Raw genomic sequence first — 25,941 nt, 5'->3', positions numbered from 1 at the left:
CCCCTACGGGCCCGTACATCTGAGGTCTGAGGCGAAGACGGCTCTGAGGTCTGACGAATTCCGTGGCGTGCGTCACTAAATTCGAAGCTGTGACTGTGATCGCGACCGAAAGCCTGAGCAAGCGGTTCCCCCGGGTGACCGCTCTTGACCGGCTCTCCGTGGACGTCGGGCCCGGTGTGACCGGACTCGTCGGAGCCAACGGAGCCGGCAAGTCCACACTGATCAAGATCCTGCTGGGTCTGTCGCCCGCCACGGAGGGCCGCGCCGAAGTGCTCGGCCTCGACGTCGCGAGCAAGGGCGCCGCCATCCGCGAGCGGGTCGGCTACATGCCGGAGCACGACTGCCTGCCGCCCGACGTCTCGGCCACCGAGTTCGTCGTGCACATGGCCCGCATGTCCGGCCTGCCGCCCACCGCCGCCCGCGAACGCACCGCCGACACGCTGCGCCACGTCGGCCTGTACGAGGAGCGCTACCGCCCGATCGGCGGCTACTCGACGGGCATGAAACAGCGCGTGAAGCTTGCCCAGGCCCTGGTGCACGACCCGCAGCTGGTCTTCCTGGACGAGCCGACCAACGGCCTCGACCCGGTCGGCCGCGACGAGATGCTCGGCCTGATCCGCCGCATCCACACCGACTTCGGCATCTCCGTCCTGGTCACCTCGCACCTGCTGGGCGAACTGGAGCGCACCTGCGACCACGTGGTGGTCGTCGACGGCGGCAAGCTCCTGCGCTCCAGCTCCACCACCGACTTCACCCAGACCACGACCACCCTGGCGATCGAGGTCACCGACACCGACGCCTGCCCCGACGGCACCCGCGCGGTGCGCGAGGCGCTCCACGCGCGCGGGGTCGACGTCCTCGACGCCGACAGCGCCCTGCCCGGCGCAGGCCACGTCCTGCTGCTGACCGCACAGGGCGAGGAGACATACGACGTCGTCCGGGACGTGGTCGCCGACCTCGGCATCGGCCTGGTGCGCATGGAACAGCGCAGACACCACATCTCCGAGGTCTTCCACGACAGCGACGAGCAGCGGAAGGAGGCCGTCGGCCATGGCAGTTGAGCACCCGGTCACCGCCCCCTCGGGCGACCAGACCCGCATCCACAACATCGGCTACCGCAGCTACGACGGCCCCCGCCTGGGCCGCGCCTACGCCCGCCGGTCCCTCTACTCGCAGTCCCTGCGCGGCTCCTACGGCCTCGGCCGCTCGGTGAAGTCCAAGGTGCTGCCGATGCTGCTGTTCGTGGTGATGTGCGTGCCCGCGGCCATCATGGTCGCCGTCGCCGTCGCCACGAAGGCCAAGGAACTGCCCGTCGACTACACGCGCTACGCGATCGTCATGCAGGCCGTCATCAGCCTGTACGTCGCCTCGCAGGCGCCCCAGTCCGTCTCGCGCGACCTGCGCTTCAAGACCGTGCCGCTGTACTTCTCGCGGCCCATCGAGACCGCGGACTACGTACGCGCGAAGTTCGCGGCGCTGGCCTCCGCCCTGTTCGTCCTCACCGCGGCCCCGCTGCTGGTGCTGTACGTGGGCGCGCTGCTGGCCAAGCTCGACTTCGCCGACCAGACCAAGGGATTCGCTCAAGGACTCGTCTCCGTGGCCCTGCTCTCGCTCCTCTTCGCCGGCCTCGGCCTGGTCATCGCCTCGGTCACCCCACGCCGCGGCTTCGGCATCGCCGCCGTCATCGCCGTGCTGACCATCTCCTACGGCGCGGTCTCCACCCTCCAGGCCATCGCCGAGGCGCAGAACAGCACCGGCGCCATCCCGTGGATCGGCCTGTTCTCGCCGGTCACGCTCATCGACGGCGTGCAGTCCGCGTTCCTGGGCGCCTCCTCCGCCTTCCCCGGCGGAATCGGCCCGTCCAACGGGGAGGGCGCGGCGTACGTCCTCGTCGTCCTCGGCCTCATCGCCGCCGCCTACGGCCTCCTGATCCGCCGCTACCGGAAGGTGGGCCTGTGACCACGCTCAGCATCGACCACGTCTCCCGCTGGTTCGGCAACGTGGTCGCCGTCAACGACATCACCATGACCGTCGGCCCCGGCGTCACCGGCCTGCTCGGCCCCAACGGCGCCGGAAAGTCCACCCTGATCAACATGATGGGCGGCTTCCTGGCCCCCTCCACCGGCACCGTCACCCTCGACGGACAGCAGGTGTGGCGCAACGAGCAGATCTACCGGCACATCGGCATCGTCCCCGAGCGCGAGGCGATGTACGACTTCCTCACCGGCCGCGAATTCGTCGTCGCCAACGCCGAGTTGCACGGCCTGGGCACCAAGGCCGCCCAGAAGGCCCTGGCCACGGTCGAGATGGAGTACGCGCAGGACCGGAAGATCTCCACCTACTCCAAGGGCATGCGCCAGCGCGTGAAGATGGCCAGCGCCCTCGTCCACGACCCCTCGCTTCTCCTGCTCGACGAACCCTTCAACGGCATGGACCCGCGCCAGCGCATGCAGCTCATGGACCTGCTGCGCCGCATGGGCGACGAGGGCCGCACCGTGCTGTTCTCGTCCCACATCCTCGAAGAGGTCGAGCAGCTCGCCTGGCACATCGAGGTCGTCGTCGCCGGACGGCACGCGGCCAGCGGCGACTTCCGCAAGATCCGCCGCCTGATGACCGACCGCCCGCACCGCTATCTGGTGCGCTCCAGCGACGACCGCACCCTCGCGGCCGCGCTGATCGCCGACCCTTCGACGGCCGGCATCGAAGTGGACCTCGCCGAGGGCGCGTTGCGCGTCCAGGCCGTCGACTTCGGCCGTTTCACGGCTCTGCTGCCGAGGGTCGCCAGGGACCACGGCATCCGGCTGCTGACGGTCTCGCCGTCCGACGAGTCCCTCGAGTCCGTGTTCTCGTACCTGGTCGCGGCGTAGGAGGCCCAAAGATGTACGACCCCACAGTCGCCCGACTCACCTACCGGGCCCTGCTCGGCCGTCGGCGGGCCCTCATCCTGGGCGCCCTGCCCCTGCTGCTGATCGCGATCTCGGTGGTCGTGCGCGGCCTCGCCGGCGCCGACGACCAGACGGCGTCCGACCTGCTCGGCGGGCTCGCACTCGCCACGATGGTGCCGATCATCGGCGTCATCGCGGGCACGGGCGCGATCGGACCGGAGATAGACGACGGCTCCGTCGTCTATCTGCTGTCCAAGCCCCTCAAGCGCCCGACGATCATCTTCACGAAGCTGATCGTGGCGATCGCGGTGACGATGGTGTTCTCCGCACTGCCCACCCTGATCGCCGGCTACATCCTCAACGGCAACGGCCAGCAGATCGCCGTCGCCTACACGGTGGCCGCACTGGTCGCCTCCATCGCCTACGCCGCGCTCTTCCTGCTGCTGGGCACGGTGTCCCGGCACGCGGTGGTCTTCGGCCTCGTCTACGCCCTGGTCTGGGAGGCGCTGTTCGGCTCCCTGGTGCCGGGCGCGCGCACTCTCAGCGTCCAGCAGTGGTCGCTGGCCGTCGCCCACAAGGTGGCCGGCGGGGACCTCGTCACCTCGGACGTCGGACTGACCACGGCGACGGTGCTGCTGGTCGCGGTGACCGTGCTGGCCACCTGGTACGCGGGGCAGAAGCTGCGGGCGCTGAAGCTGGCCGGCGAGGAGTGAACGGCCCTTCCGGGGCGCTCTCGGAGAGCCGTTCCTGACGGGTTGTTCGAGACGGATCGTTCTTGACGGGGGCTTCACCTCCGCCCCGGCACACTGGGCGAAGCGGACATGGCTGGGAGGACGGGGATGGCGGACGACAATGCGGTGAGCGGCAGTCGCGGGCGGTCCGAGGGCGAGGTCTGGGACGACCTCGTCCTGGACGAGGACTTCATACGGGACGCCGAGACCTCCGAGCCGTCCGCCCGGGCCCGGATGTTGGCCGCCCGCTGGCGCGCGGAGGAGCCCGAGCCGCAGCCGTGGCGCTCCGACGAGCCGCCCGCCGGCTGGTTCTTCAGCAAGGCGCGTCGCCGCAGGTGGCGCCGCCGGTAGCTGCCGTGGGCGCGCTGGTGCTCGCACGGCCGTTTTATTCGGTGGCGTCCAACTCGTCCCCCAGGCACAGTGGTTGTACCCGCAGCGCCGGAAGGGATCCGGCGCCCCGTACTGGGAGAGGAGCCCGACGATGTCCATGCACGGCAGTCCGTCGAGCTCCCTTCAGGGCAGCCAGCGGCGGGTTCCGGAGTAGTTACGACTCCGTCGACCCCGCCCCGCACAGGGGAGCTGCCCGGGGCGGCCGCTTCGAGCACGCGACGTCGCTCTCGCGTGGGCCGCCCACCCGGAGGATTGGCCGAGTGGTAAGGCACTGGCTTGCTAAGCCTTGGTCGGGTTGAAAAGCCCGCGCACGTTCGATCCGTGCATCCTCCGCCGAAGAACCGACCAAGCGACAGACGAGAACTAGAACTAGAACCAGAACTGGAAGTAGAACCAGAACTGGAACCAGAACTGAGCGCGCCAGAGAAGATCTGGGCGGCTCAGCCCAGCAACCGCTCCAGTACCACCGCGACGCCGTCGTCCTCGTTGGACGTCGTCACCTCGTCCGCCACGGCCTTCAGTTCCTCGTGGGCGTTGGCCATGGCCACGCTCCGCGCCGCCCAGGCGAACATCGCGAGGTCGTTGGGCATGTCGCCGAAGGCGATCGTGTCGGCGGCCTTCAGGCCCAGGCGGCGGGCGGCGAGCGACAGCCCCGTGGCCTTGGATAGGCCCAGGGGCAGCAGCTCCACGATGCCCTCGCCGGCCATCGCGACCGTGACGAAGCCGCCCGCGGCCTCGCGGGCCGCCTCGGCCAGCGCGTCGTCGCTCAGCGTCGGATGCTGTATGTAGATCTTGTTCAGCGGAGCCGTCCACAGGTCCGACGCGTCCGTGAACGGCATCGCCGGAAGCGTGCCGGTGACCGCGTAGCCGGGACCGACCAGCACGTCCCCGTCCAGGCCGTCGCGGCTCGCCGCCAGGTACAGCGGGCCGACCTCCGCCTCGATCTTCGCCAGCGCCACCCCGGCCAGCTGCCGGTCCAGGGTCACCGACGTCAGCAGGCGGTGCGTGCCGGCGTCGTACACCTGGGCGCCCTGGCCGCAGACGGCCAGGCCCTGGTAGCCGAGGTCGTCGAGGATGGGCTTGGTCCAGGGGGCGGAGCGGCCGGTCACGACGATGTGCGCGGCGCCCGCCGCGGTGGCCGCGGCGAGGGCGTCACGGGTGCGCCGGGTGACCGACCCGTCGGAGCGCAGGAGCGTTCCATCGAGGTCGGTGGCGATGAGGCGGTAGGGGAAGCCGTTGCTCACTTGGCCACCGGCTCCAGGACCTCCCGGCCGCCGAGGTACGGGCGCAGCACCTCGGGTACGTACACGGAGCCGTCGGCCTGCTGGTGGTTCTCCAGGATCGCGACGATCGTGCGGGGGACGGCGCACAGGGTGCCGTTGAGCGTGGCCAGCGGGCGGACCTGCTTGCCCTCGCGCATCCGGATCGACAGCCGACGGGACTGGAACTCGGTGCAGTCCGAGGTCGAGGTCAGCTCGCGGTACTTGCCCTGGGTCGGGATCCACGCCTCGCAGTCGTACTTACGGGCGGCCGAGGAGCCCAGGTCGCCGGAGGCGACGTCGATGACGCGGAACGGCAGCTCCAGCGCGGTCAGCCACTGCTTCTCCCAGGCCAGCAGGCGCTGGTGCTCGGCCTGCGAGTCCTCGGGGGAGACGTAGGAGAACATCTCGACCTTGTCGAACTGGTGGACGCGGAAGATGCCCTTGGTGTCCTTGCCGTGCGAGCCGGCCTCGCGGCGGAAGCACGGGGAGAAGCCCGCATAGCGCAGCGGCAGGCGGTCCGCGTCGATGATCTCGTCCATGTGGTACGCGGCGAGGGGGACCTCGGAGGTGCCGACGAGGTAGAGGTCGTCCTTGTCGAGGTGGTAGACGTCCTGGGCCGCCTGGCCGAGGAAGCCGGTGCCCGCCATCGACTGGGGGCGGACCAGCGCCGGGGTCAGCATCGGCGTGAAGCCGGCGGCCGTGGCCTGAGCGATCGCCGCGTTGACCAGGGCCAGCTCCAGCAGGGCGCCGACGCCGGTGAGGAAGTAGAAGCGGGAGCCGGAGACCTTCGCGCCGCGCTCGACGTCGATCGCGCCGAGGATCTGGCCGAGCTCCAGGTGGTCCTTGGGCTCGAAGCCCTCGGCGCCGAAGTCGCGGATCTCGCCGTGCGTCTCCAGGGTGACGAAGTCCTCCTCGCCGCCCACGGGCACGTCCGGGTGCACGAGGTTGCCGAGGCGCTGGAGCAGCTCATGGGTCTCGGTGTCGGCGGCGTCGCGCTCGGCGTCGGCCGTCTTGACGTCGGCGGCGAGCTGGCCGGCCTGCTTCAGCAGCTCGGCCTTCTCGTCCGGCGAGGCCTTGGGGATGAGCTTGCCGAGCGCCTTCTGTTCGGCGCGCAGCTCGTCGAAGCGGACGCCGGACGACCTGCGCCGCTCGTCGGCAGACAGGAGAGCGTCGACGAGCGCGACGTCCTCTCCACGGGCGCGCTGGGAGGCGCGCACACGGTCGGGGTCCTCACGGAGCAGGCGAAGGTCAATCACGTGGTCAAGGCTACCGGTGCCCGGTTGCGGCTCACGACTCCCTATTCCGAACGGGTCCCCTCCCGTTCCGAATAGTGGCTTACGTTCAGCTATGGGGTAATTGCCTAGCGTGTCAATAAAAAGTGTCTCACTCCCTGGGACGGAGCATACGGCGGGCGTCGCATTGACTCGAATCCCTTGGGGTGAACGGGACTTGAGGCGTCGTTGTCCACAGGCGTCCACACCCCCGGGAAAGTTATCCACAGGGTGTGCGAAAGATCTGTGGACACGGGAATTGATCATTCCGATCCCGGCCTGGAGGGTGGTGAATTCCTTGCCCAAACGCCCCTCGCACCCACTTTCGGGTGGAAATGGGTCGCTCCAAAGGATTGATCGAAGGAAACAGGTGGACGAAGGGTGATCGACGTGGCGGGGAACGGCGGGGCAGGCCGTGGAGCGATTTATCGACCGAGTGGCACTTCGTTGTCGACTTGTCCCCAGGTCGAGAAGGCGCCCTGTGGATAACTTCTGTGGATAACGAAGATATGCAGGTAGGACCGGCCGCAACGAGGCCGTAACCCGGTCGACGTCGGGTCGACGTCGGGTCGACGCCCGGGTCGACGCCCGGGCGACGACCCGACCGAAGCCCGACCGCTGAGCGGTCTAGAACCGGCCGTCCTGGCAGCGCGCCACCCAATCCGCCGCCGCCACGAACTCCCCGTCCGAGGTCCCGGGCAGCGGAGCCGACACGTCCGCCACGCTCACCTCCGCACGCGGGTACGAGCCGAGGAAGCGCACCTCGCGGCAGATCCGCTTCAGCCCCATGAGGGCCTCCGCCATCCGGCGATCGGTGATGTGGCCCTCGGCGTCGACGCAGAAGCAGTAGTTGCCGATGCCGGCGCCGGTCGGCCGGGACTGCAGCAGCATGAGGTTGACGCCCCGGGTGGCGAACTCGCCCAGCAGATCGCGCAGCCCACCCGGATGGTCGTCGCGCTGCCAGAGCACCACGGACGTCTTGTCCGCGCCGGTCGGCGCGGCGGGCCGCGCGGGCCGGCCCACGAGCACGAACCGCGTCTGGGCGTTCTGCGCGTCGTGGATCCCGGTCTCCAGGGCCGTCAGCCCGTACCGGGCGGCGGCGAACTCGCCCGCGAAGGCGGCGTCGTAGCGGCCCTCCTGGACCAGCCGCGCCGCGTCCGCGTTCGAGGCGGCAGACTCCCAGAGGGCCTCCGGGAGGTTCTTCTTCAGCCAGTTGCGCACCTGGGGCTGGGCGGCCGGATGCGCGGAGACCGTCTTGATGTCCGCCAGCGCGGTGCCGGGCCGCACCAGCAGCGCGAAGGTGATCGACAGCAGCACCTCGCGGTAGATCATCAACGGCGTGCCCGCGACCAGCTCGTCGAGGGTGGTGGTGATCCCGCCCTCGACGGAGTTCTCGATCGGCACGAAGGCGGCCTCGGCCTCGCCGGTGCGCACCGCGTCCAGCGCCGACTGCACGGACACGTACGGGATCAGCTGCCGGGTGGCCGCCTCCGGAAGTGTGCGCAGGGCGACCTCCGTGAAGGTGCCCTCGGGGCCGAGATACGCATAGCTCGCTGGCATGAGCTCACCCTAATGGCCCTTGCGAACCCAGGCGTCCGCATCTCACGACCGCCCCCCACAGGAATGAACCGGACGGAATCCGCGTAACCAAATCCGCGTGCCTCCCCGCCTTCGGCCACACCCCCGGCCACACCCCCGGCCACACCCCCGACCACGCGCCCGACCACGGGCTCACCCACGCCCCCGACCACACGCCCACCCACGCCCCCGGTCACGTTCTCCCGTCATGCCTCCAGCAGGCGCTGCCCCACGTACTCCCCCTCCGCCGCACCGCCCGGCACCGCGAACAGTCCGCTCGACTCATGGCGGATATACGTCGACAGGGCGTCGCCGCGGTCCAGCTTGCGCTGCACGGTGACGAAGCCGCGCAGCGGGTCCGCCTGCCAGCAGACGAACAGCAGGCCCGCGTCCGGCACCCCCTCCGCGTCGATGCCGTCGTGGTAGGAGAAGGGCCGCCGCAGCATCGCCGCGCCGCCGTTCTGGTCGGGGCGGGTGATGCGGGCGTGCGCGTTGAGGGGGACGACCAGATCGCCGTTCGCGTCCGTCTTCTCCAGGTCCATCGCGGTCGTCTCCGTGCCCCCGGACAGCGGCGCCCCGTCCGCCTTGCGGCGTCCGACGACCTGCTCCTGGGCCTTGAGCGACAGCTTCTCCCAGTCGTCGAGAAGCATGCGGATACGGCGTACGACGGCGTAGGAGCCGTTCGCCATCCACGCCGGGTCCTTCGTGCCGGCCGCCGGGACGAAGATGCGCTGGTCGAAGTCGGAGTCGGCCTGCTTGGGATTGCGGGTGCCGTCCAGCTGGCCCATGAGGTTGCGGGCCGTCATGGGGTGGGCGGTGGCGCCCGGCGTGCGGTTGAAGCCGTTCATCTGCCAGCGGACCTTCGCCGCGCTGCCCGCGTCCTTCTGGATCGCGCGCAGGGCGTGGAAGGCGACCAGGGCGTCGTTCGCGCCGATCTGCACCCAGAGGTCGCCGTTGCTGCGGGCCTTGTCGAGGTGGTCGGAGGAGAAGTCCGGCAGCGGGTCCAGCGCGACCGGCCGCTGCTTCTCCAGGCCGGTGCGGGCGAAGAAGCTGTTGCCGAAGCCGAACGTGATCGTCAGCGAGGAAGGACCGGCGTCCCGGGCCACGTCCGTGTCGTCGTCCTTCGCGGCCTCGCCCGCCATCAGTCGCCGTGCCGTCTCCGACCAGCGGCGCAGCAGCGCGGCGGCTTCCTTGCGGCCCGCGCCGGCCGCGAGGTCGAAGGCGACGAGGTGACCGCGTGCCTGGAGGCCCTGGGTGATGCCGGGCTGATGTTTCACGTGGAACATCACCTGCTCGGCCCCGATCGAGGACAGGGGCGTCGCCTGCGAGGGCGCGGCCGCATAGCCCACCGCTCCGCCGGCCGCCCCGAGGACGAGCCCGGTGGCGCCGGCGGTGCCGAGCAGCTTGCGCCGGGACAGGCTCTCGAGCGGGGGGTTCTGCTCGGGGGCGGCCTCGGGCCTGGCCTCAGTCGTGACCTGGGGCGTTGCCTCAGGCGGGACCTCGGGGGTGCGGGCCTGCGGAGGGGACTGGTCGGGCATGGTGCGGTTCAGCCGATCTGCGCGTTCTTGGAGACGGTGACCTGGTCGATGTCGGAGGTCCGCACGGTCACGGCGATCTTCCATTCGCCGGCCATGGGGATCTGCACTCCGTTCGCCGACCAGTGGCCGGTGGTGATGTGGTCGGGTACGACGGGCAGCGGCCCGATGTCCTTGGCCTCGAGGGTGAAGGCGACCTTCACTTCGGGGACGTCGAAGGCGCGGCCGTTGGGCCGGGTGACGTAGACGTGCATCTCGTTGGCGCCGGTCCGCGCGGGGTCGAGGTCGACGCTGACGACGCCCTTGCCGTCGGTGCCGCCGGTGTCGAAGGACATGTCCAGCGTCAGGGCCCCGGAGGCGCTGTCCGAGGAGGACGCGGCCGCCGACGAGGCCGAGGAGGTGGCCTTGGCGGCCTCCTGCTCCGTACGGCCGGGTTCGGTCGACGTCAGTGCGGTGGTGACGGCGAGCAGCACGACGGCGACGCCTGCCTCGGCGAGCACCGAACGGCGCAGCCCGAAGCGGTTCGGGTCGGCGTTGCGCAGCCGCTTCTGCCGCGTGGCGTCGACAGCGGTCCGCTGCCGGGCGAGTTGCGCTGCCCGCTGGGGGTTGCCGGGGGCGGAGTCGCTTTCAGAGGTGCTTGCGGAGGCAGCGGGAGTGCCGGAACCGGCCGACGACGCTTCGCCAGAGGCCCCCTTCGCCGCTCCCGTCTGCGCGCCGACGCCTGTCTTGACCTCGGAGTCCGCGTGGACCTCGGAGTCCGCGTGGACCTCGGACCCCGTGTCGACTTCGGAGTCCGCGTGGACCGCGGAGTCTGTGGTCGCTTCGGTGCCCTCGCCCGCCTCGCCCGCCTCGCCCGCCTCGCCCAGGGACGTCACCTCGGCCGTGTCGGCCCCCAGGCGGCCCGTCCAGCGCCGTGAGATCCAGGCGATGCCGACGAGCAGGGCGACCAGGCCGATCTTGACGAGCAGCAGTTGGCCGTACCCGGTGTCGGTGAAGGCGGACCAGGAGCCGAGCTGGCGCCAGGACTGGTAGATGCCGGTGGCGACCAGGGTGAGGACGCTGCCGAAGGCGACCTGGGAGAAGCGGCGGACGGCGGCGGCCTCGACGGGCTTTTCGGCGGGCGCCCGGTACAGCGCGACGAGGAGCGCGACGAGTCCGCCCAGCCAGGCGGCGACCGCCAGCAGGTGCAGCACGTCGACCGGCATCGCGATGCCCGGCTGCAGCCCGGTCGAGGCGTGCTCGGCCATCGCCCAGCTCGCCGCGAGCCCGGCCGCGACGACGGTCCCGCCGACGGCGAGCCCGAAGGTCAGGTCCCGCTTCTCCGCGTCGTCCCGGTCCTCGCGCTTGTCGTACGCCCCGAAGAGCACGGCGATGAACAGCGCGGCCGCGGCGAGCAGCAGCAGCCGGGACACCAGCGCCGCGCCCGTCTTGGTCTGCAGGACCTCGCCGAGGAGGTTCAGGTCGAAGACGTCGCCGAGCTTTCCGGAGCTGACGTAGGAGCCGCGCAGGAGCAGCAGGAACAGGGTGGCCGCGGTGATCGTGAGCCAGCCGGAGACGACGAGCCGCTGCAGGGCCCGCACCCCGGTCCCGCGCTGCCAGCAGGCCAGCACGAAGGCGGCCCCGCCGACCATCACGATGAACCCGGCGTACGACAGATAGCGCCCGAAGCCGTACAGCCCGCCGACGACTCCGCCGCCGGCCACAGGACCGGACGCCGAGACGCTGGTCTTGGAGGGGGAGCCGATGGAGAAGGTGTAGGCGCCGGCGACGGGATGGCTGTCGGCGGACACCACCTGGTAGGTCACCGTGTACGTGCCGTCGGGCAGTCCCGAGTGCAGCTGCACGGCGTAGGTCGTGCCGCTGAGGGCGGACGGCTTGCCGGTGTCGGCCCGGGCACCCTTGGGGTCGAGGACGCGCAGCGAGTCGTCGTTGGTGGAGACCTGCTCGGAGAAGGTCAGCGTCACCTGGGTGGGCGCCTTGTCGACCACCACCCCCTGTGCGGGGTCGCTGCCGGTCAGCGCGGCGTGCGCGGAGGCCGGTCCGGCGCCGGCCAGGAGCACGCCGGCGACGGCCAGGAACAGCAGCAGCAGGATCCGCACGCGGGGGGCGGTGGTTCGCGTCAAGGTGGTCCCTCCCTCAGTGTCCGGTCTTGGGGTTGTACGTGGCGGACTCGACCGGTATCTCGACCTCGACGGGGTCGGATGCGGCGAAGTGCAGTTCCACGGTCACCGTCTCGCCCTGCACCGGCTTGCGCTTCAGCATCTCGAACATCAGATGATTGCCGCCGCTCTTGAACACGAGTTGACCGTGTGCAGGCACAGTCAGGGAGGCGACCTCCTCCATCGAGGATCCGACGGTCTCGTGGAGGGTGACGCTGCGCGCGGCCGCCGAGGTGACGGACGTCAGCCTGTCCTTCGTACCGCCGCCGTTGACGACGGTCAGGAAGCCCGCGGCCATGGTGTCGGAGACCGGCTGCGGGATGTAGGCGCCCTTCACGGACAGCTCGGCGGCGGAGCCCGAGCCGGAATCGGAGCCGCAGCCCGTGAGGAGCAGCGCGGCGGTCATCGCCAGGGCCGCCGCCGGGAGGCGATGCCTCACGGGTTCTGTCCCTTGACGATCTTGGGGAGGTCCTTGGTGTAGTCGTCGACCGTGGCGTCCTCGTTGTAGAGGAGGTAGCCGCCGTCCGTCTTCGGGGAGAAGGCGATGACCTGGGTGCCGTGGGTCGAGACGATCTTGCCGTTCTTGTCCTTGTGCGGCGCCTCGACGGAGATGCCGACGGTGCGCGCGGCGGCCTGGATGGTGGCGAAGTCGCCGGTCAGGCCTACTACCTGGGAGTCGATTCCCTTGAGCCACTTGCCGAGCGCGGCCGGGGTGTCGCGGTCCGGGTCGGTGGTGACGAACACGACGCGCAGGTCGTCCTGGTCGGCCTTGGACAGCTGCTTCTTGGCGACGGCGATGTTGCTCATCGTCAGCGGACAGACGTCCGGGCAGTTGGTGTAGCCGAAGTAGATCAGCGTCGGGTGCTCCGCGGTCTCCTTGCGGAGGTCGTAACTCTTGCCCTGGGTGTCGGTCAGGACCAGGTCGGGCTTGGTGAAGGGCTGGTCGAGCACGGTCACGGCCCGCTGCGAGGTGTCCTCGGACACGGCGGCGACGGGGCTGCCGCCGCTGTCCCCGCTGCCGCAGGCGGAGAGGGTGAGGGTGGCGGCGGCGAGCAGCGCGGCCACGGCGAACGTCTTCTTGCGCATAGAAAAATGTCCCAGATGTATGAACTCCGGCGCGCACCGGGGTCGTATGGACCAGGCAGGGCCAGCAGCGGTCGTACGGACCGGCAGGGGCCGTACGAGCCCCAGTGCGCGTCGCGGGTTGTCAGGCGTCACACGTCGGTGGTCGTCACGACTCGGGCGTCGTCCGGCGGCGGCCGGCGAGCACGCCGTACGCCACGCCGGCGGCGCCGACGACGATGCCGACCACGCCGAGGACGCGGGCGGTGGTGTCGCTGCCGCCGGAGGAGTCGGACGCGGCCTCGGTCGTCGAGGCGGCCGCCTTCGCGTCGTCCGACTCGTCGGAGGCGTCCTCGGCGGTCGTCGTGCCGTGGGAGTGCTCGTCCTCGGAGGCGTCCGCCAGGGCCAGCACGGGCGCCGGGTTCTCCGGCTCCTCCGCGCCGTCCTCCTGGACCTCGATCCAGCGCACGACCTCCTTGTCGGAGTACGTCTGGACCGCCTTGAAGACGAGTTCGTCGGCGTCGTCGGGCAGTGCGCCCATGGACACCGGGAACCGCTGGAGGTAGCCGGGCTCGACGCCCTTGTCCTCGGCGGTCCAGGTCACCTTGGAGACGGCCTCGTTGATCTGCTGCCCGTGCACCTCGAGCGGCTTGGCGAGCTTGCTCTTGGTGACGGTGATCTTCCAGCCGTCGAGCTTCTCCGGCATGACCGAGGACAGCGGGTGGTCGGTCGGGAAGGTGACCTCGAGCTTGGTGGTCGAGGCGTCGTCGCGCTCGTTGGGGACGCGGAAGTTCACCAGGGCGTAGCCGCCCTTGGCGGCCGTGCCGTCCGGCTGCACGGAGACGTGCGCGTAGGCGGGGGAGGACAGGACGAGCACGGCGGCGCCGGCGACGCCAGCGGCGGCGGCGACGCGGGAGGCGGCACGAGAGGCGTTGCGGGGGGAGGCGTTGCGGGAGGTGATCCGAGAAGCCTTCATGAAAGCGGCACTCCACTCTGAGTGTGGTTCGACGGTGAGGGTGAGCGGCGAGCGCGGGAAGGTGCGCACGCGCGCGTGCCGCACGACCGCGGCCCGCCCCCCCCGTGTGGTGGAGTGCTGGTCGTGTCGTGTCAGGCAGCGAGGACGAGAGCCTCGGCGGCCGGCGGGCCGCGTCTGATCACCGTGTGCTGGAGTGCGGCGGTTCGGGGCTCGGCCGGCGCGTGCAGGGCGGTGAGCGGGGCGCGCGGACCGTTCTCGGGCGCGGCAGGCAGCCCCGAGAGCAGGGCGCGCACCAGCGCGAGCGCCGCGCGCAGGGATCGTACGAGCGCCCCCTCGGCGAGGTCGTGCGCGCTGTGCGCCGACAGTTGGAGCAGCCGCAGCAGGGCCGTGTCGCCGCGCCGCAGCAGCCATCCGGCGGCGACGGCCGCGAGCACGTGACCGAGCAGCATGGGCAGCGACGGCAGCAGCGACATCGACGAGTCGGCCGTGGTCAGGGCGTCCGCGGGATGGTGCATGGAACCCATGCCGCTCATCCCGTTCATCGCGTTCATGCTGTCTGTGCCGCTTGTGCCGCTTGTGCCGCCGGTGTTGTAGAGCCGCGCGTCCACCAGGAGCTTCTGGGCCTGGGCGGGGCTGATCACCGCCGCCGCGCTCCCGCACACCAGGCTGGCCGCCCGCTCGATCAGCGTCGCGTCGGAGAGGGCCGCGGTCGGGGTCGGGGTCGCCGCTCCCGTCGCCGCGGTCACCGTGGCGGTGTGCTGCCCGAGCCCGAACAGCGTGTGCAGCACGGTCTGTCCGACGGCGAGCAGCGCCGCGATGGCCGGCAGCGAGCGCGCGCGCCCGGCGAGCGGTACGACGATCGCGAGGGCGCCCAGGAATCCCGCGCCCAGCGTCCACAGCGGAACCGTGGCGCAGGAGGCCATGGTGTGCCCGGCCGCGGCCAGCACGACGCAGACCGCGGCGAACACCGCGGCCCGCAGCAGCCGTAGATCGCGTCCGGAGCGCGCTGCGTGCGTGGTGTGCGCGGCGCGCGCTGTGCGCCGGTGGGGGGCAGTCATGGCGGGCTCATCATCGCACTGGCCTTACGGCCGCCATACGGCAGGTCCACAAGATTCCCTACGATCCGGAAGATCAGCTTCTGATCACTTTTAAAAGGAACTGCTACGGCTGGGTCCCCTGAGCACCGCATACACCGTTTCTGGCCGTCCGCGCATCCCCCATATGGGCGGCATCACGCGGAATTCGCGCTTACATACGGGCCGGGGCGGCAATACGTATCGGTATGTCGAGCCGCGGCCGGGAGGCTGGAGCATGAGCATCTGGTGGTCACTCCATCTGAGGCGCGAAGCCGCGAGCGTTCCCCTCGCCCGCCGCCTTCTGCTCGGCACCATGGAGACGGCCGGCGTCGATCCCGACGTCAGTTACGACCTCTCCGTCGCCCTGAGCGAGGCCTGCGCCAACGCCGTGGAGCACGGCGGGAACACCGGGCACAGCGGCGGCTGTTCGGAGGCCTACCGCGTCACCGCCTACCTCGACGGCGAGAAGTGCCGGATCGAGGTCGCCGACTCCGGGCCCGGGTTCACCGGCGAGCGGCCCGCGCCCGCACCGGTCCAGGCGAGCGCCGACGCCGAGAACGGGCGCGGCCTCTGTCTCATCCGGGAACTCGCCGACCACGTCCACATCGGCAACAAGCCGGGGCTCGGTGGCGCGGTGGTGAGCTTCGACAAGATCCTCAAGTGGCGGAAGGACGCGCCGCTGATGGCCGTATGACCGCATGTCGGCACCGGTCGGCGTCGGCCGGCGCCGATCGGCGGGCGGAACTTCAGCTTCCACAGCACTCACAGGCGGCTCTCAGCGTTACCCCATGTTACTGACGGGTGACGTTCCTACGTTCATGTTCATGACGGGAAACCACAAAGACAACCTCACGCGGCGCCGCGCTCTCGCGGTGACCGGCGGCACGGTCGCGGCCGGCGGGCTCGCCGTCGCGGGCTACCAGTCGGCGTTCGCCGACACGACCGCGGAGGCCGAGACGACGGCCGCGTCCGCCTCGGCGACCTCCACGAGCAGCAGCTGCATGACGCTGATGACGAGCGTCACGGAGGGGCCGTACTACCTCGATGGCGCCTTGGTGCGCAAGGACATCACCGAGGGCAAGAGCGGCGTCCCGCTGACCCTGCGCCTCACCGTCGTCGACGCCACCGACGGCTGCACCCCGGTCTCCGGCGCCGCCGTCGAGATCTGGCACTGCGACGCCTGGGGCTACTACTCCGGCTACACCACCGCCAACCCCGGCGGTTCCGCCCCGGCGGAGAGCGAGGACGGCTCGACGGCCGACGACAACACCTATCTGCGCGGCTACCAGATCGCCAACGCCAACGGGGTCGTCAAGTTCGAGACGATCTTCCCCGGCTGGTACACCCCGCGCACCTGCCACATCCACGTCCGGGTGCACACCGGCGGCGAGAAGGCGGACGGCACCTACGAGGGCGGCAAGGTCAACTACACCGGCCAGTTCTTCTTCGACGACGACATCGCCGCGGAGATCTTCACGCTGGAGCCGTACTCGAAGCACTCCGGCAGCTACACCAAGCTCGCCGACGACATGGTCTACGACGGCGGCGGCGCGTCCAGCGGCCTGCTGACCCTCAAGGCCGTCCACAAGGCCGACCCGTCCAAGGGCTACAAGGGCTTCCTCACCCTGGGCGTCGACCCCGACGCCGAGAGCACGGGCGCGGGCAGCGGCGGTGGCGGCACCCCGCCCGGAGACGCCCCGACGGGCGCCCCGCCGAGCGACGCCCCGTCGGCCACGACCTCGGAGTCGGCCACGTCGTCGACGACGGCTTCGTAGGATCCGGCCATGACGAGCCGTGAGGACGAGTCGCTCGCGCAGGCCGCCGTGGCCGCGCTGACCGGACAACTGGCCCTGGTTCCCAAGCCGGGGCTGCCCGACCCGCGTGACCTCGCCGCCCGCGTCACCCGCCAGGACCACTGCGGGCTGCGCTGGTCGGCCAAGGCGCTCGCACCCGGCCTCGCGGCCATGGCCGCCGCCGCCCGCCGCACCGGCGAAGCCACGCCCCGGCTCCGCGCGGAGCTGGGCGCGATCGGGCGGTGCACCGAGCACTCGGTGGGGCTGGCCGGCGGCGGGCACCGGGGCGCGCTGTGGACGCTCGGTCTGCTGGTCTCGGCGGCCGCCCTCGACCCCCGCGCGCGCGGGGCCGAGATCGCCCAGACCGCCAAGCGGATCGTCGGGTACCCCGACCGGGGCGCGCCACGGCGGCCGTCGCGCGGCTCCTCGGTGTCCGCACGCTACGGCGCGGCCGGCGCCCGGGGTGAGGCACGCGCGGGATTCCCGCACGTACGGCGGGCGTTGGACGCGCTCGGCAAGGCCCGTTCGGCCGGCGCCCGCGAGCCCGAGGCACAGCTGGACGCCCTGCTCACCGTGATGTCCACCCTCCAGGACACCGAACTCCTGCACCTCGCCGGCCCACTGGCCCTGCGTCATGTGCAGGCGGGCGCCCGCGGCGTCCTGGAAGCGGGCGGTGCGGCGACCCCGGCCGGCCGGGAAGCCCTCGCCGCACTCGACGCCGACCTCCACACGCGCGCGTGGAGCCCACGCGGCAGCGCCGGCCTCCTGGCAGGCGCACTGTTCGTGGACTCCCTGCCCCTCGCCTCATCGCCCCGAACGGCGAACGCGCGGACACGGGTTGCTTGACCTCGCCCGCCTGACGGTTGGAGGGGGGGCGGGGCTGAGGCGGGGCCGGAGGGCGACCGCCGTTCAGCTCGCCCCCCGTTCAGCTTGCGCCCGTTCAGCTCGCCCCCTGCCCGGCTCGCACCTGATCCGCTCCCCGCCCCTCCGCAGTCCCCTCCGCTCCCCGCCCCTCCGCAGTCCCCTCCGCTCCCCGCTCCCCAGCCGCCGCCGCCCACCGTGCCGCCGGGCCCATCGCATACGAGGCCGCCGTCATCGCCGCGCCCAGCAGGAGCCAGCCCGGTGTGCCCCATTCGACCAGGAGCCAGGTCAGGAGCAGGGGGCCGAGGGTGCGGGCGACCGTGACGCCGGTGCCGAACAAGCCCTGGTACTCGCCGACGCGGTCGGCCGGGGCCAGGTCGAAGGAGAGCTGCCAGGAACCCGCCGACTGCCCCATCTCCGCGATCACCTGAAGTACCGCACCCACCACCAGCACCCCCGCGGCCACCCACGCCGACGCCCCCGTGGACAGCGTGAACACGGCGCACGCGGCCCACATCACCCACCCCGCCCGCCGCACCGCGCGCAGGGCGCTGTCCAGCCCGGTCACCCCGCGCGCCGCCCGTACCTGGAACACCGTCACCGCGGCCGTGTTCAGCATGAACAGCGCGGAGACCAGCCAGGCCGGCGCCCCGGTCCGCTCGGTGATCCACAGCGGCAGCACCAGGCTCAGCAACGGCATCCGCAGCAGCAGCACGGTGTTGAGCAGCGCCACGACCGTGTACGGCCGGTCCCGCAGCACACCGAGGCTCCCGCGCGGGCGGACCGGACCGGGCGCCACGCGAGGCAGCGCGGCGAGCAGCAGCGCACACACCAGGAAGCTCACCGCGTCGACCACAAAGACCCCGGCGTACGCGGCCCGCGTCCCGGCGTGCAGCGCGAGCCCGCCGAGCCCCGCGCCCACCGCGAGCCCCGCGTTCAGCGTCGACTGCAGGCGCGCGAGCAGCCCCGTGCGCTCCCCGGCGGGCACCAGTCCCGCCAGCAGCGCCTGCCGGGCCGCCGCGAGCCCCGACTGCGCTGCCGCGTACCCGCACGCCACGAGCACGAACGGCACGAATCCGCGCACGACGGTGAAAGACGCCACCGCGAGCCCCGTCGCCAACGCCAGCAGCACCGCCGTACCGCGCGCCCCACGGCGGTCGGCCAGTCGGCCCAGCGGCACCCCGGCCAGCGAGCCGACCGCCCACCCGACGGTCAGCCCGAGCCCCACGCGCGCGGGGGCGAGACCGACGATCTGGGTGAAGTACAGGGCCGACGTCGTGTAGTAGGCGCCGTCCCCGACCGAGTTGCCCAACTGGGCGAGCGCGAGCAGGCGTCCCGGGGCGGTCCTCGTCATACCGGCTTTCCTCATACCGGCGACGCTAGAGGCGCAGTGGGCCGCCCGACAGCACCAATCACCCGCCCTCTGACTGGCCCAATCCGGCCTGATCGAACCCGATCCAGCCCCATCGGGCTCGATCGGGTTCGATCAGGCTCGATCAAGTTCCGTCCAACACCGTCGCCAGCACCTCCAGCGCCTCGGGATACAGCCGCTCCCGAGGCGTCCCGTACCCCACGACGAGCCCCTGCGGGCGGTCGGCGCGGCCGCCGCGGTCGGTGTCGCTCACGCGCGTGTGCCAGTGCTCGCCGAGCCGTCCGACCGCCAGCCCCGCCGCCTCCGCGCGGGCCAGCACCTCCGTCTCGTCGTCGACCTCCACCAGCGCGTGCAGCCCGGCCGCGATCCCGCGCACGTCCCGGCGCGCGCCCAGCCGGTCCAGGAGCAGGTCGCGGCGGCGCCGGTAACGCAGTCGGCAGGCGCGCACGTGACGGTCGTAGGCGTGGCTGTCGATCAGTTCGGTGAGCGCGAGCTGGCCGATGGACTCGGTGTGGTGGTCGCTGTGCAGCTTGGCGTCGGCGACGGCGTCGACCAGCCGCGGCGGCAGCACCATCCAGCCGAGCCGCAGCGCGGGCCCGAGGGTCTTGGAGGCGGTCCCCAGGTAGACGACCTGCCCCGGCGCCATGCCCTGGAGCGCGCCGACGGGCTGCCGGTCGTAACGGAACTCCCCGTCGTAGTCGTCCTCGACGATCAGCGCCCCACGCGCGCGTGCCCAGTCGGTCAGCGCCCGCCGGCGCTCCGGGTGCAGCGTCACGCCGGTGGGGTACTGGTGCGCGGGCGTGACGACCACGGCCCGCACGTCCGCCAGCTCGCCGACGCACACCCCCCGCTCGTCGACCCGCACCGGCGTCACGGCCGAGCCGGCCCGCCGTACGACCTCCCGGTGGAAGGGCAGCCCCGGGTCCTCCATGGCGATCGGGGCGCCGTCCAGCACGCGCGTGAGGAGCGCGAGCCCCTGCACATACCCGGAGGTGATCACGATCCGCTCCGGCGGCGCGACCACGCCCCGTGCGCGCCCCAGATACCCCGACAGCGCCGTCCGCAGCTCGATGCGCCCCCGCGGATCGCCGTAGTCGTACGCCAGTGAAGGCGCCGTCGCGATGGCGCGGCGCAGCGCGCGCAGCCAGGCGGCGGCCGGGAACGCCCCGACGTCCGGACTGCCGGGCCGCAGGTCGAAACGGGGCTCACGCGCGCGTGCGGCGGCCTCCGGCGGTTCGGCGGCGACCGAGGGCAGCGAGGCGACCTGGGTGCCGGACCCCTGCCGGGCGGTGAGGTAGCCCTCGGCGACGAGCTGGTCGTAGGCCGCCTTGACCGTGTTCCGCGAGATCGCCAGCTCGCCCGCGAGCCGTCGCGTCGCGGGCAGTCGCGTCCCGGGCGACAGCCGACCGTCCCGTATGGCGTCGCGCAGGGCACGCTCGAGCCCGGCACGACGCCCTTCGCCGGTGTCGGGCTCGAGATGCAGATCGACCCCGACACCGGACCAGAAGCCGTCCAAAGGTCAGCTCTTCAACTCTTCAGGTCTTCAGCTCGTCGGCTCTTCAGTGCTCAGTGCTTCAGCTCTTCAGTGAGGCCATCCAGGCCTCCACCTCGTCGGAGCGCCGCGGCAGGCCGTCCGACAGGTTCCGGTTGCCGTTCTCCGTCACGAGGATGTCGTCCTCGATCCGGACGCCGATCCCCCGGTACTCCTCGGGCACCGTCAGGTCGTCGGCCTGGAAGTACAGCCCGGGCTCGACGGTCAGCACCATGCCGGGCTCCAGCGTGCCGTCGACGTACGACTCCACGCGCGCGGCGGCGCAGTCGTGGACGTCCATGCCGAGCATGTGACCGGTGCCGTGCAGCGTCCAGCGGCGCTGGAGGCCGAGCTCCAGGACACGCTCGACCGGGCCCTCGACCAGGCCCCACTCGACGATCCGCTCGGCCAGCACGCGCTGGGCGGCGTCGTGGAAGTCCCGGTACTTGCCGCCGGGCCGGACGGCCGCGATACCGGCCTCCTGGGCCTCGTACACGGCGTCGTAGATCTTCTTCTGGATCTCGGTGAACGTGCCGCTGATCGGCAGCGTCCGCGTGACGTCGGCGGTGTAGTACGTGTGCGTCTCGACGCCCGCGTCCAGGAGCAGCAGGTCGCCCGAGCGCACGGGGCCGTCGTTGCGGACCCAGTGCAGCGTGCAGGCGTGCGGGCCGGCGGCGGCGATGGTGCCGTAGCCGACGTCGTTGCCCTCGACGCGCGCGCGGAGGAAGAACGTGCCCTCGATGTAGCGCTCGCTGGTCGCCTCGGCCTTGTCGAGGACCTTGACCACGTCCTCGAAGCCGCGGACGGTCGAGTCGACGGCCTTCTGCAGCTCGCCGACCTCGAAGTCGTCCTTGACCAGGCGGGCCTCGGAGAGGAAGACGCGCAGCTCGGCGTCGCGCTCGGCGGTGACCTTGTCGGTCAGGGCCGCCTCGACGCCGGCGTCGTATCCGCGCACGACCCGCACCGGGCCGGTGGCCTCGCGTAGCTTGTCGGCCAGCTCGCGCACGTCGGAGGCGGGGATGCCGTACAGCTTCTCGGCCTCGCCGAGCGAGTGCCGGCGGCCCACCCACAGCTCGCCCTGGCCGGACAGCCAGAACTCGCCGTTCTCGCGGTCGGAGCGCGGCAGGAGGTAGATCGTCGCGACATGGCCCGCGCGCGTGGGCTCCAGCACCAGGACGCCGTCCTCCGTCTGGTTGCCGGTGAGGTACGCGTACTCCACGGAGGCGCGGAAGGCGTACTCCGTGTCGTTCGAGCGGGTCTTCAGGTTGCCCGCGGGGATCACCAGGCGCTCGCCGGGGAAGCGCGCGGAGAGCGCGGCGCGGCGGGCGGCGGTCTCGGCCGCCTGGGCGATCGGCTCCAGGTCATGGAGCTCGGTGTCGGCCCAGCCGGACTTCATGCTCTCGGCCAGCTCGTCGGACACGCCCGGGTACAGGCCGTTCTTCCGCTGCTTGATGGGCTCCTCAGACTCAGTCTCCGGGGTCTCCGGGGTGAGCTCGTCGGCCACGGTCATCCTCCTAGATACGGCACTGGACCCCATCCATCGTACGGTCGTACGTCAGGGGGCCCAGGGCCGGAAGGCCTCTTACCGTCGCCTCGCTCCGGCAACCGGTCGCCCTACTCGAAGCGTGCCGCCAGCAGCACCACGTCCTCCTCGCTGTCCTGCTCGGCCAGCCCGTCCGGCAGCATCGCGCGCAGCACGTGGTCGGCGATCGCGCCGGGGTCGTGGCGCAGCGCCTTCGGCACCCCGGCCGCGGCCGCGTGCAGCCGGGCGAAGGCGCGGTCGACGGGGTCTCCGGTGCGGTGCAGCAGGCCGTCGCTGTAGAGCAGAACCGTCTCGCCTGGCGCGGCCTCCAGCTCCACGCTCGGCGCCTCCCAGCAGGCCAGCATGCCCAGCGGCGCGGAGACGGACGTCTCCACGAACTCCGTGCGCCGCTCGCCGACCAGCAGCGGCGGGCAGTGCCCGGCGCCGGCCAGGGTGATCTTGCGCAGGGCGGGTTCGCAGTAGGCGAACAGGGCGGTGGCGGAGCGGGCGGGCTCGGTCAGCCGCAGCAGCAGCTCCAGGTCGGACAGGACGGCGACGGGGTCCTCGCCCTCCATCACGGCGTACGCCCGCAGCGAGGCGCGCAGCCGGCCCATCGCGGCGACCGCGCTCGGCCCGGACCCGGTGACCGAGCCGACCGCCAGGCCCAGGGCCGCGTCGGGCAGCGGCAGCGCGTCGTACCAGTCGCCGCCGCCGCGCGGGCCGGTGCGGTGCCGGACGGCGAGCTGGACGCCGGGAACCCTCGGCAGCCGCGAGGGCAGCAGCTCCTCGGCCATGGTCTTCATGCACGCGCGCGTGCGCTCGAGCTCCAGGAGGCGGGCGAGGTGCTCGGCGGCGTACCGGACGTACAGGCCGACCAGGTGGCGCTGGCGCTCGGCGGGCTCGGCGGGCTCGTCGTAGAGCCACACGGCCGCGCCCAGCCGGCCCGCGGGGCCGGTCATGCCCACGGCGCGGGCCGCACCGGACACCCCTGCCGCACCGGACACTCCCGCCGCACCGACCGCACCCGCCATACCGACCGCACCCGCCATACCGACGACGCCGGCCATGCCTGCCGCGCCCGTCGACCCCGAGCGGCCCGAGCGGCCCGGGCGATCCGAGGCCTCGGAGCCGACCGAGCCGACCGAGCCGTCAGACCCGGCGGAGCCGTACGAGTCGTCCGGCCCGGACGCTTCCGTGACGAGAGGCAGCGCGTAGCTGGCGGCGTAACCGAGGCGGGCGGCCACCTCGCGGTGGCGGGGGTCCAGGCCGTCCCCGGCGAGCAGGTCGGGCTCGGCGATCTCGCCCTCGCCGCCGGGCAGCCCGTCCAGGATCCGGCCGTAGGACAGGGCGCTGCGGGGCACGGTCTCGATGTGGCCGAGGTCGGCGCGGCCGAGGCCCAGACCGATCGTGGTGTCCGGGCCGAGTCCGTCGGCGGGCTCCAGGACGATGAGGCCGCGCCGGGCTCCCACCAGGGCGGCTCCGGCGCGCAGCAGCTCCGTCAGGGCGTCCGGGAGTGCGTCCGTGCGGGCCAGTCGTTCGGTGAGTTCGTGGAGGGTCGTGAGGTCCGAGACCCAGCCGGCGAGGCGGTCCGTCAGGACGGCTCCCGGGCCGGAGGAGACGGAGGAGGCCACAGGAGCCGCGGGGACCGTCGGGGTGCCCGGGGCGGCGGGCGCGGGCGCGACAGTGTGTGCGGGCGAGGGAACCGTTGAATCGATTCCAGCCACTTTCGGAGGGTGAGGGGCGTTCATGTCGTCCGGCTCTCGGACCGGAGCGTATTGCTCAAAAGCATCGCAAACCCCCATGTCATTCTGCGCCGCTAGCGGTGTCTCCACATGTACACGCACTCGTGAGGGGATGTCCAGCATTGTCCTGCTGGGATTGCTGGTGTCCATGGGGTCTTTGTGAGAATCACACACGCTTGTTCCGGCTCCCTTGCGAAAAAGCAAAGTTGGCTTAAAACTGCCTCGGGTAACGGGTGATTGCGGTCGACTGGGCTTGCTCGACGGAGCGTCACAGCGGTCGTGATGGGTACGTACTCGGTAAGGGCACTCGGTAAGAGCCAGGGGTCTTGGGAGACACCCGGAACCTGGTGACCGGTCCGGGCGTCCTAGCCACCGACGACCGTGCCCCATCCTCCCGTGGCGGAGGCGGAGAGAAATACGCGCGACGGCAAAACGCCAGACTTCGCCACCCCACGCCACGCCCAGGCATTTGATGGATGCAAGTCGGACGGAGCGGCCGCGAAGGCAGCCACCGCTCGACCCTCAGGGGTTCCCCTTGTCTCGGACAGGGGTGTGATGCGCCAACAGGTACGCACAGTGAAGTGATCGACACATGGTGTGATGTGGCCCACGGTGTTGCCAGCGGTGCAACGGAAAGGAACGAGCGCTCATGCGCGAGATCCTCGGAAAGCGACGCAGGCTCCTGTCCCAGCGCAGCGACGGGGGGCCTGAACTGATCGACGCGGCCCTTACCTTCGCGACGGAATGGCAGTGGCCCGTACTCCCGGGCGTGACAGCGGACCCGCAGGCGAACAACCGCTGCGGCTGCCCCGACCCGGAGTGCACGGTGCCAGGCGCTCATCCCTTCGACCCCGGCCTCCTCGCGGCCACCGCCGACGCGCGCATGGTGCGCTGGTGGTGGGGCAACAGGCCGGCCGCACCGATCATCCTGGCGACCGGGGGCCCGGCCCCCTGCGCGGTCAGCCTGCCCGCCCTCGCGGCCTCGCGCGCCCTCGCGGCGCTCGACCGCCAGGGCATGCGGCTCGGCCCGGTCGTCGCCTCGCCCACCCGCTGGTCGATCCTCGTCCGGCCCTACTCCATGGAGCAGCTCGGCGAACTGCTCTACGCCAAGGACTTCGTCCCCGGCTCCCTCCGCTTCCACGGCGAGGGCGGCTACATCGCCCTGCCGCCCTCCGAGACCGGCCGCGGCGACATCCGCTGGGAGCGCGCCCCGCTGCCCGGCTCCGCCTCTCCCTGGGTGCCCGACGTCGAGGCCGTCGTGGACGCCGTCGTCGACGCCCTCACTCGTACGGGTGTGAGCGCCCCCGAGTTGTAGGGGTGTCGGGCGCGCGCCGGACGGGACGCCCGCGTTCGCCCTTTATCTTCCGCTGTATGAACCTTCGTCTCCTCGCCCTCGGGGGCGCCGTGGCATGCGCGATCGCGCTGCCCCTGGCCATGGCGTCCGCGGGGCCGGCGGGTGACGAAGCACGATCCGCCGCCGCCCTCCCGGCCGCGGCGAGGCCACCGTCCGCTGCCGACGGCGCGGGCCCAGGCCCACGCGCGGGCTCAGACGCAGGCGTCGGGCACGGTACGGACGTCGGGCACAGCACGGACGCCAGGGGCCGTACGCCTGCCAGGGGTCGTACGGATTCCGGTGGCGGTACGGATCCCAAGGCGCCCCCCGCCGCGCCCTCCCGTTCCCCGCTGCTCCTCGGCCTGGGCCTGGCCACCGCCGCCCGCTGCGGTCCCGAGCTCACCTCGCCCGAGGGCGCGGAGGCGCAGACGTGCGTGCTGACGCAGGGCGAGGACACCTGGGCGCGTACCTACTACCGCAACGCCACCGGACGCGCCCTGGACGCCTTTCTGAGCCTCATGGGGCCTGCGGGCCGCACGGTGCAGGTGCGCTGCGCGGTGGGCGCCGAGGACGAGCCCGAGTCCTGCGAGACGCCGCGTGGGCGGACCCGGGGCGAGCTGGACGCGTACACGGCCGTGGCCGAGTTCTCCGCGTCTGCGGGGACGGCGGGCGACGGGCCGCTGCTGCTGCGCTCCGGAAGCAACTCCGAGAGCAACTCGGGGAGCACCTCGGGAGTCAACTCCGCGACAGACGGCGGGAGTTGACGTACCGCCTCGCCGTGTCGACGTCGGCCGGGCAGAGAAAGACCCGGTTGCTGGCGACGGGGGATGCACCAGCAACCGGGATATGGGAACCGTAACAA

Annotated in this window: 23 protein-coding genes and 1 tRNA gene; 11 read left to right on the top strand and 13 right to left on the bottom strand. The window is 71.8% G+C overall.

Features of this window, described 5'->3' with window-relative positions:
• Positions 1–95 precede the first annotated feature (95 nt).
• From OG562_RS20865 to OG562_RS20840, 6 genes are all read left to right on the top strand, one after another.
• Complete coding sequence (locus tag OG562_RS20865; protein ID WP_266399945.1) at positions 96–1,061, top strand: ABC transporter ATP-binding protein; 966 nt, start codon at positions 96–98, stop codon at positions 1,059–1,061.
• Positions 1,051–1,959: an ABC transporter permease subunit gene (locus OG562_RS20860; RefSeq protein ID WP_266399942.1), complete on the top strand. Its 909-nt coding sequence runs from the start codon at positions 1,051–1,053 to the stop codon at positions 1,957–1,959. Before OG562_RS20865 ends, OG562_RS20860 begins: the two co-directional genes overlap by 11 nt.
• Entirely contained in the window at positions 1,956–2,867 is a 912-nt protein-coding gene (locus OG562_RS20855) for an ABC transporter ATP-binding protein (protein ID WP_266399939.1), read from the top strand. The genes OG562_RS20860 and OG562_RS20855 overlap by 4 nt, the downstream gene beginning before the upstream one ends.
• 11 nt (positions 2,868–2,878) lie before the next feature.
• Positions 2,879–3,598 (top strand): ABC transporter permease subunit, encoded by a 720-nt coding sequence (locus OG562_RS20850; RefSeq protein ID WP_266399937.1) that lies wholly within the window; start codon positions 2,879–2,881, stop codon positions 3,596–3,598.
• Between the two features lie 126 nt (positions 3,599–3,724).
• Complete coding sequence (locus OG562_RS20845) at positions 3,725–3,967, top strand: hypothetical protein (protein ID WP_266399936.1); 243 nt, start codon at positions 3,725–3,727, stop codon at positions 3,965–3,967.
• Positions 3,968–4,252: 285 nt separating this feature from the next.
• Positions 4,253–4,339: transfer RNA gene (locus tag OG562_RS20840), tRNA-Ser, on the top strand.
• A 107-nt stretch (positions 4,340–4,446) separates the two neighbouring features.
• Here the strand turns inward: OG562_RS20840 and OG562_RS20835 are convergent.
• From OG562_RS20835 to OG562_RS20795, 9 genes are all read right to left on the bottom strand, one after another.
• A complete protein-coding gene (locus OG562_RS20835; RefSeq protein ID WP_266399935.1) occupies positions 4,447–5,250 on the bottom strand; it encodes an HAD family hydrolase in 804 nt (267 codons plus the stop codon).
• Positions 5,247–6,524 (bottom strand): serine--tRNA ligase, encoded by a 1,278-nt coding sequence (gene serS / locus OG562_RS20830; protein ID WP_266399933.1) that lies wholly within the window; start codon positions 6,522–6,524, stop codon positions 5,247–5,249. Before serS ends, OG562_RS20835 begins: the two co-directional genes overlap by 4 nt.
• Positions 6,525–7,166: 642 nt before the next feature.
• Positions 7,167–8,099, bottom strand: a complete 933-nt coding sequence (gene pheA, locus OG562_RS20825; protein WP_266399930.1) for a prephenate dehydratase — start codon at positions 8,097–8,099, stop codon at positions 7,167–7,169.
• Between the two features lie 224 nt (positions 8,100–8,323).
• The gene (efeB, locus tag OG562_RS20820) at positions 8,324–9,655 is read right to left on the bottom strand and encodes an iron uptake transporter deferrochelatase/peroxidase subunit (protein WP_266399928.1); all 1,332 of its coding nucleotides are present in this window, start codon (positions 9,653–9,655) and stop codon (positions 8,324–8,326) included.
• A gap of 8 nt (positions 9,656–9,663) precedes the next feature.
• Positions 9,664–11,775: a copper resistance CopC/CopD family protein gene (locus tag OG562_RS20815; RefSeq protein WP_266399925.1), complete on the bottom strand. Its 2,112-nt coding sequence runs from the start codon at positions 11,773–11,775 to the stop codon at positions 9,664–9,666.
• A 13-nt stretch (positions 11,776–11,788) separates the two neighbouring features.
• The gene (locus OG562_RS20810; protein ID WP_266399922.1) at positions 11,789–12,250 is read right to left on the bottom strand and encodes a copper chaperone PCu(A)C; all 462 of its coding nucleotides are present in this window, start codon (positions 12,248–12,250) and stop codon (positions 11,789–11,791) included.
• Complete coding sequence (locus OG562_RS20805) at positions 12,247–12,897, bottom strand: SCO family protein (RefSeq protein WP_266399920.1); 651 nt, start codon at positions 12,895–12,897, stop codon at positions 12,247–12,249. The genes OG562_RS20810 and OG562_RS20805 overlap by 4 nt, the downstream gene beginning before the upstream one ends.
• A gap of 145 nt (positions 12,898–13,042) precedes the next feature.
• Entirely contained in the window at positions 13,043–13,849 is an 807-nt protein-coding gene (locus OG562_RS20800; RefSeq protein WP_266399917.1) for a YcnI family protein, read from the bottom strand.
• Between the two features lie 131 nt (positions 13,850–13,980).
• A complete protein-coding gene (locus OG562_RS20795; protein WP_266399915.1) occupies positions 13,981–14,907 on the bottom strand; it encodes a hypothetical protein in 927 nt (308 codons plus the stop codon).
• A gap of 253 nt (positions 14,908–15,160) precedes the next feature.
• Between OG562_RS20795 and OG562_RS20790 the strand changes: the two genes are divergently transcribed.
• The 3 genes from OG562_RS20790 (at position 15,161) to OG562_RS20780 (ending at position 17,564) form a co-directional block, all read left to right on the top strand.
• Entirely contained in the window at positions 15,161–15,619 is a 459-nt protein-coding gene (locus OG562_RS20790; protein WP_266399913.1) for an ATP-binding protein, read from the top strand.
• A gap of 124 nt (positions 15,620–15,743) precedes the next feature.
• On the top strand, positions 15,744–16,700 hold the full coding sequence (locus OG562_RS20785) for an intradiol ring-cleavage dioxygenase (RefSeq protein WP_266399912.1): 957 nt from the start codon (positions 15,744–15,746) through the stop codon (positions 16,698–16,700).
• A gap of 9 nt (positions 16,701–16,709) precedes the next feature.
• Complete coding sequence (locus tag OG562_RS20780; protein ID WP_266399910.1) at positions 16,710–17,564, top strand: triphosphoribosyl-dephospho-CoA synthase; 855 nt, start codon at positions 16,710–16,712, stop codon at positions 17,562–17,564.
• Positions 17,565–17,658: 94 nt separating this feature from the next.
• Here the strand turns inward: OG562_RS20780 and OG562_RS20775 are convergent, their stop codons facing one another.
• From OG562_RS20775 to OG562_RS20760, 4 genes are all read right to left on the bottom strand, one after another.
• Positions 17,659–18,933, bottom strand: a complete 1,275-nt coding sequence (locus OG562_RS20775; protein WP_266399909.1) for an MFS transporter — start codon at positions 18,931–18,933, stop codon at positions 17,659–17,661.
• 142 nt (positions 18,934–19,075) lie between these two features.
• Positions 19,076–20,467, bottom strand: a complete 1,392-nt coding sequence (locus OG562_RS20770) for a PLP-dependent aminotransferase family protein (RefSeq protein WP_266399907.1) — start codon at positions 20,465–20,467, stop codon at positions 19,076–19,078.
• 58 nt (positions 20,468–20,525) lie between these two features.
• Positions 20,526–21,986, bottom strand: coding sequence for an aminopeptidase P family protein (locus OG562_RS20765; RefSeq protein ID WP_266399905.1), 1,461 nt, complete (start codon positions 21,984–21,986; stop codon positions 20,526–20,528).
• 110 nt (positions 21,987–22,096) lie between these two features.
• Positions 22,097–23,869 carry a PP2C family protein-serine/threonine phosphatase gene (locus tag OG562_RS20760; RefSeq protein WP_266409438.1) on the bottom strand — a complete coding sequence of 591 codons (1,773 nt, stop codon included), beginning with the start codon at positions 23,867–23,869 and terminating at the stop codon, positions 22,097–22,099.
• Between the two features lie 526 nt (positions 23,870–24,395).
• On the opposite strand from OG562_RS20760, the gene OG562_RS20755 reads away from it, so the two are divergent.
• A complete protein-coding gene (locus tag OG562_RS20755) occupies positions 24,396–25,061 on the top strand; it encodes a bifunctional DNA primase/polymerase (RefSeq protein ID WP_266399903.1) in 666 nt (221 codons plus the stop codon).
• A gap of 56 nt (positions 25,062–25,117) precedes the next feature.
• The gene (locus OG562_RS20750) at positions 25,118–25,843 is read left to right on the top strand and encodes a hypothetical protein (protein WP_266399901.1); all 726 of its coding nucleotides are present in this window, start codon (positions 25,118–25,120) and stop codon (positions 25,841–25,843) included.
• Positions 25,844–25,941 lie beyond the last annotated feature (98 nt).

The organism is Streptomyces sp. NBC_01275 (assembly GCF_026340655.1).
In the GTDB taxonomy this organism is placed as follows: domain Bacteria; phylum Actinomycetota; class Actinomycetes; order Streptomycetales; family Streptomycetaceae; genus Streptomyces.
Note: the sequence above shows the minus strand (reverse complement) of the source record. Positions and strands in the feature narration are given on the sequence as shown.

What these genes read in the sequence shown, in the direction of transcription:
- OG562_RS20790 (WP_266399913.1), top strand. Translation starts at nt 15,161, where the DNA reads ATGAGCATCTGGTGGTCACTCCATCTGAGGCGCGAAGCCGCGAGCGTT.
- OG562_RS20860 (WP_266399942.1), top strand. Translation starts at nt 1,051, where the DNA reads ATGGCAGTTGAGCACCCGGTCACCGCCCCCTCGGGCGACCAGACCCGC.
- OG562_RS20750 (WP_266399901.1), top strand. Translation starts at nt 25,118, where the DNA reads ATGAACCTTCGTCTCCTCGCCCTCGGGGGCGCCGTGGCATGCGCGATC.
- OG562_RS20850 (WP_266399937.1), top strand. Translation starts at nt 2,879, where the DNA reads ATGTACGACCCCACAGTCGCCCGACTCACCTACCGGGCCCTGCTCGGC.
- OG562_RS20845 (WP_266399936.1), top strand. Translation starts at nt 3,725, where the DNA reads ATGGCGGACGACAATGCGGTGAGCGGCAGTCGCGGGCGGTCCGAGGGC.
- OG562_RS20805 (WP_266399920.1), bottom strand. Translation starts at nt 12,897, where the DNA reads ATGCGCAAGAAGACGTTCGCCGTGGCCGCGCTGCTCGCCGCCGCCACC.
- OG562_RS20785 (WP_266399912.1), top strand. Translation starts at nt 15,744, where the DNA reads ATGTTCATGACGGGAAACCACAAAGACAACCTCACGCGGCGCCGCGCT.
- pheA (WP_266399930.1), bottom strand. Translation starts at nt 8,099, where the DNA reads ATGCCAGCGAGCTATGCGTATCTCGGCCCCGAGGGCACCTTCACGGAG.
- OG562_RS20800 (WP_266399917.1), bottom strand. Translation starts at nt 13,849, where the DNA reads ATGAAGGCTTCTCGGATCACCTCCCGCAACGCCTCCCCCCGCAACGCC.
- OG562_RS20780 (WP_266399910.1), top strand. Translation starts at nt 16,710, where the DNA reads ATGACGAGCCGTGAGGACGAGTCGCTCGCGCAGGCCGCCGTGGCCGCG.
- OG562_RS20775 (WP_266399909.1), bottom strand. Translation starts at nt 18,933, where the DNA reads ATGACGAGGACCGCCCCGGGACGCCTGCTCGCGCTCGCCCAGTTGGGC.
- OG562_RS20760 (WP_266409438.1), bottom strand. Translation starts at nt 23,869, where the DNA reads ATGCTGGACATCCCCTCACGAGTGCGTGTACATGTGGAGACACCGCTA.
- efeB (WP_266399928.1), bottom strand. Translation starts at nt 9,655, where the DNA reads ATGCCCGACCAGTCCCCTCCGCAGGCCCGCACCCCCGAGGTCCCGCCT.
- OG562_RS20755 (WP_266399903.1), top strand. Translation starts at nt 24,396, where the DNA reads ATGCGCGAGATCCTCGGAAAGCGACGCAGGCTCCTGTCCCAGCGCAGC.
- OG562_RS20795 (WP_266399915.1), bottom strand. Translation starts at nt 14,907, where the DNA reads ATGACTGCCCCCCACCGGCGCACAGCGCGCGCCGCGCACACCACGCAC.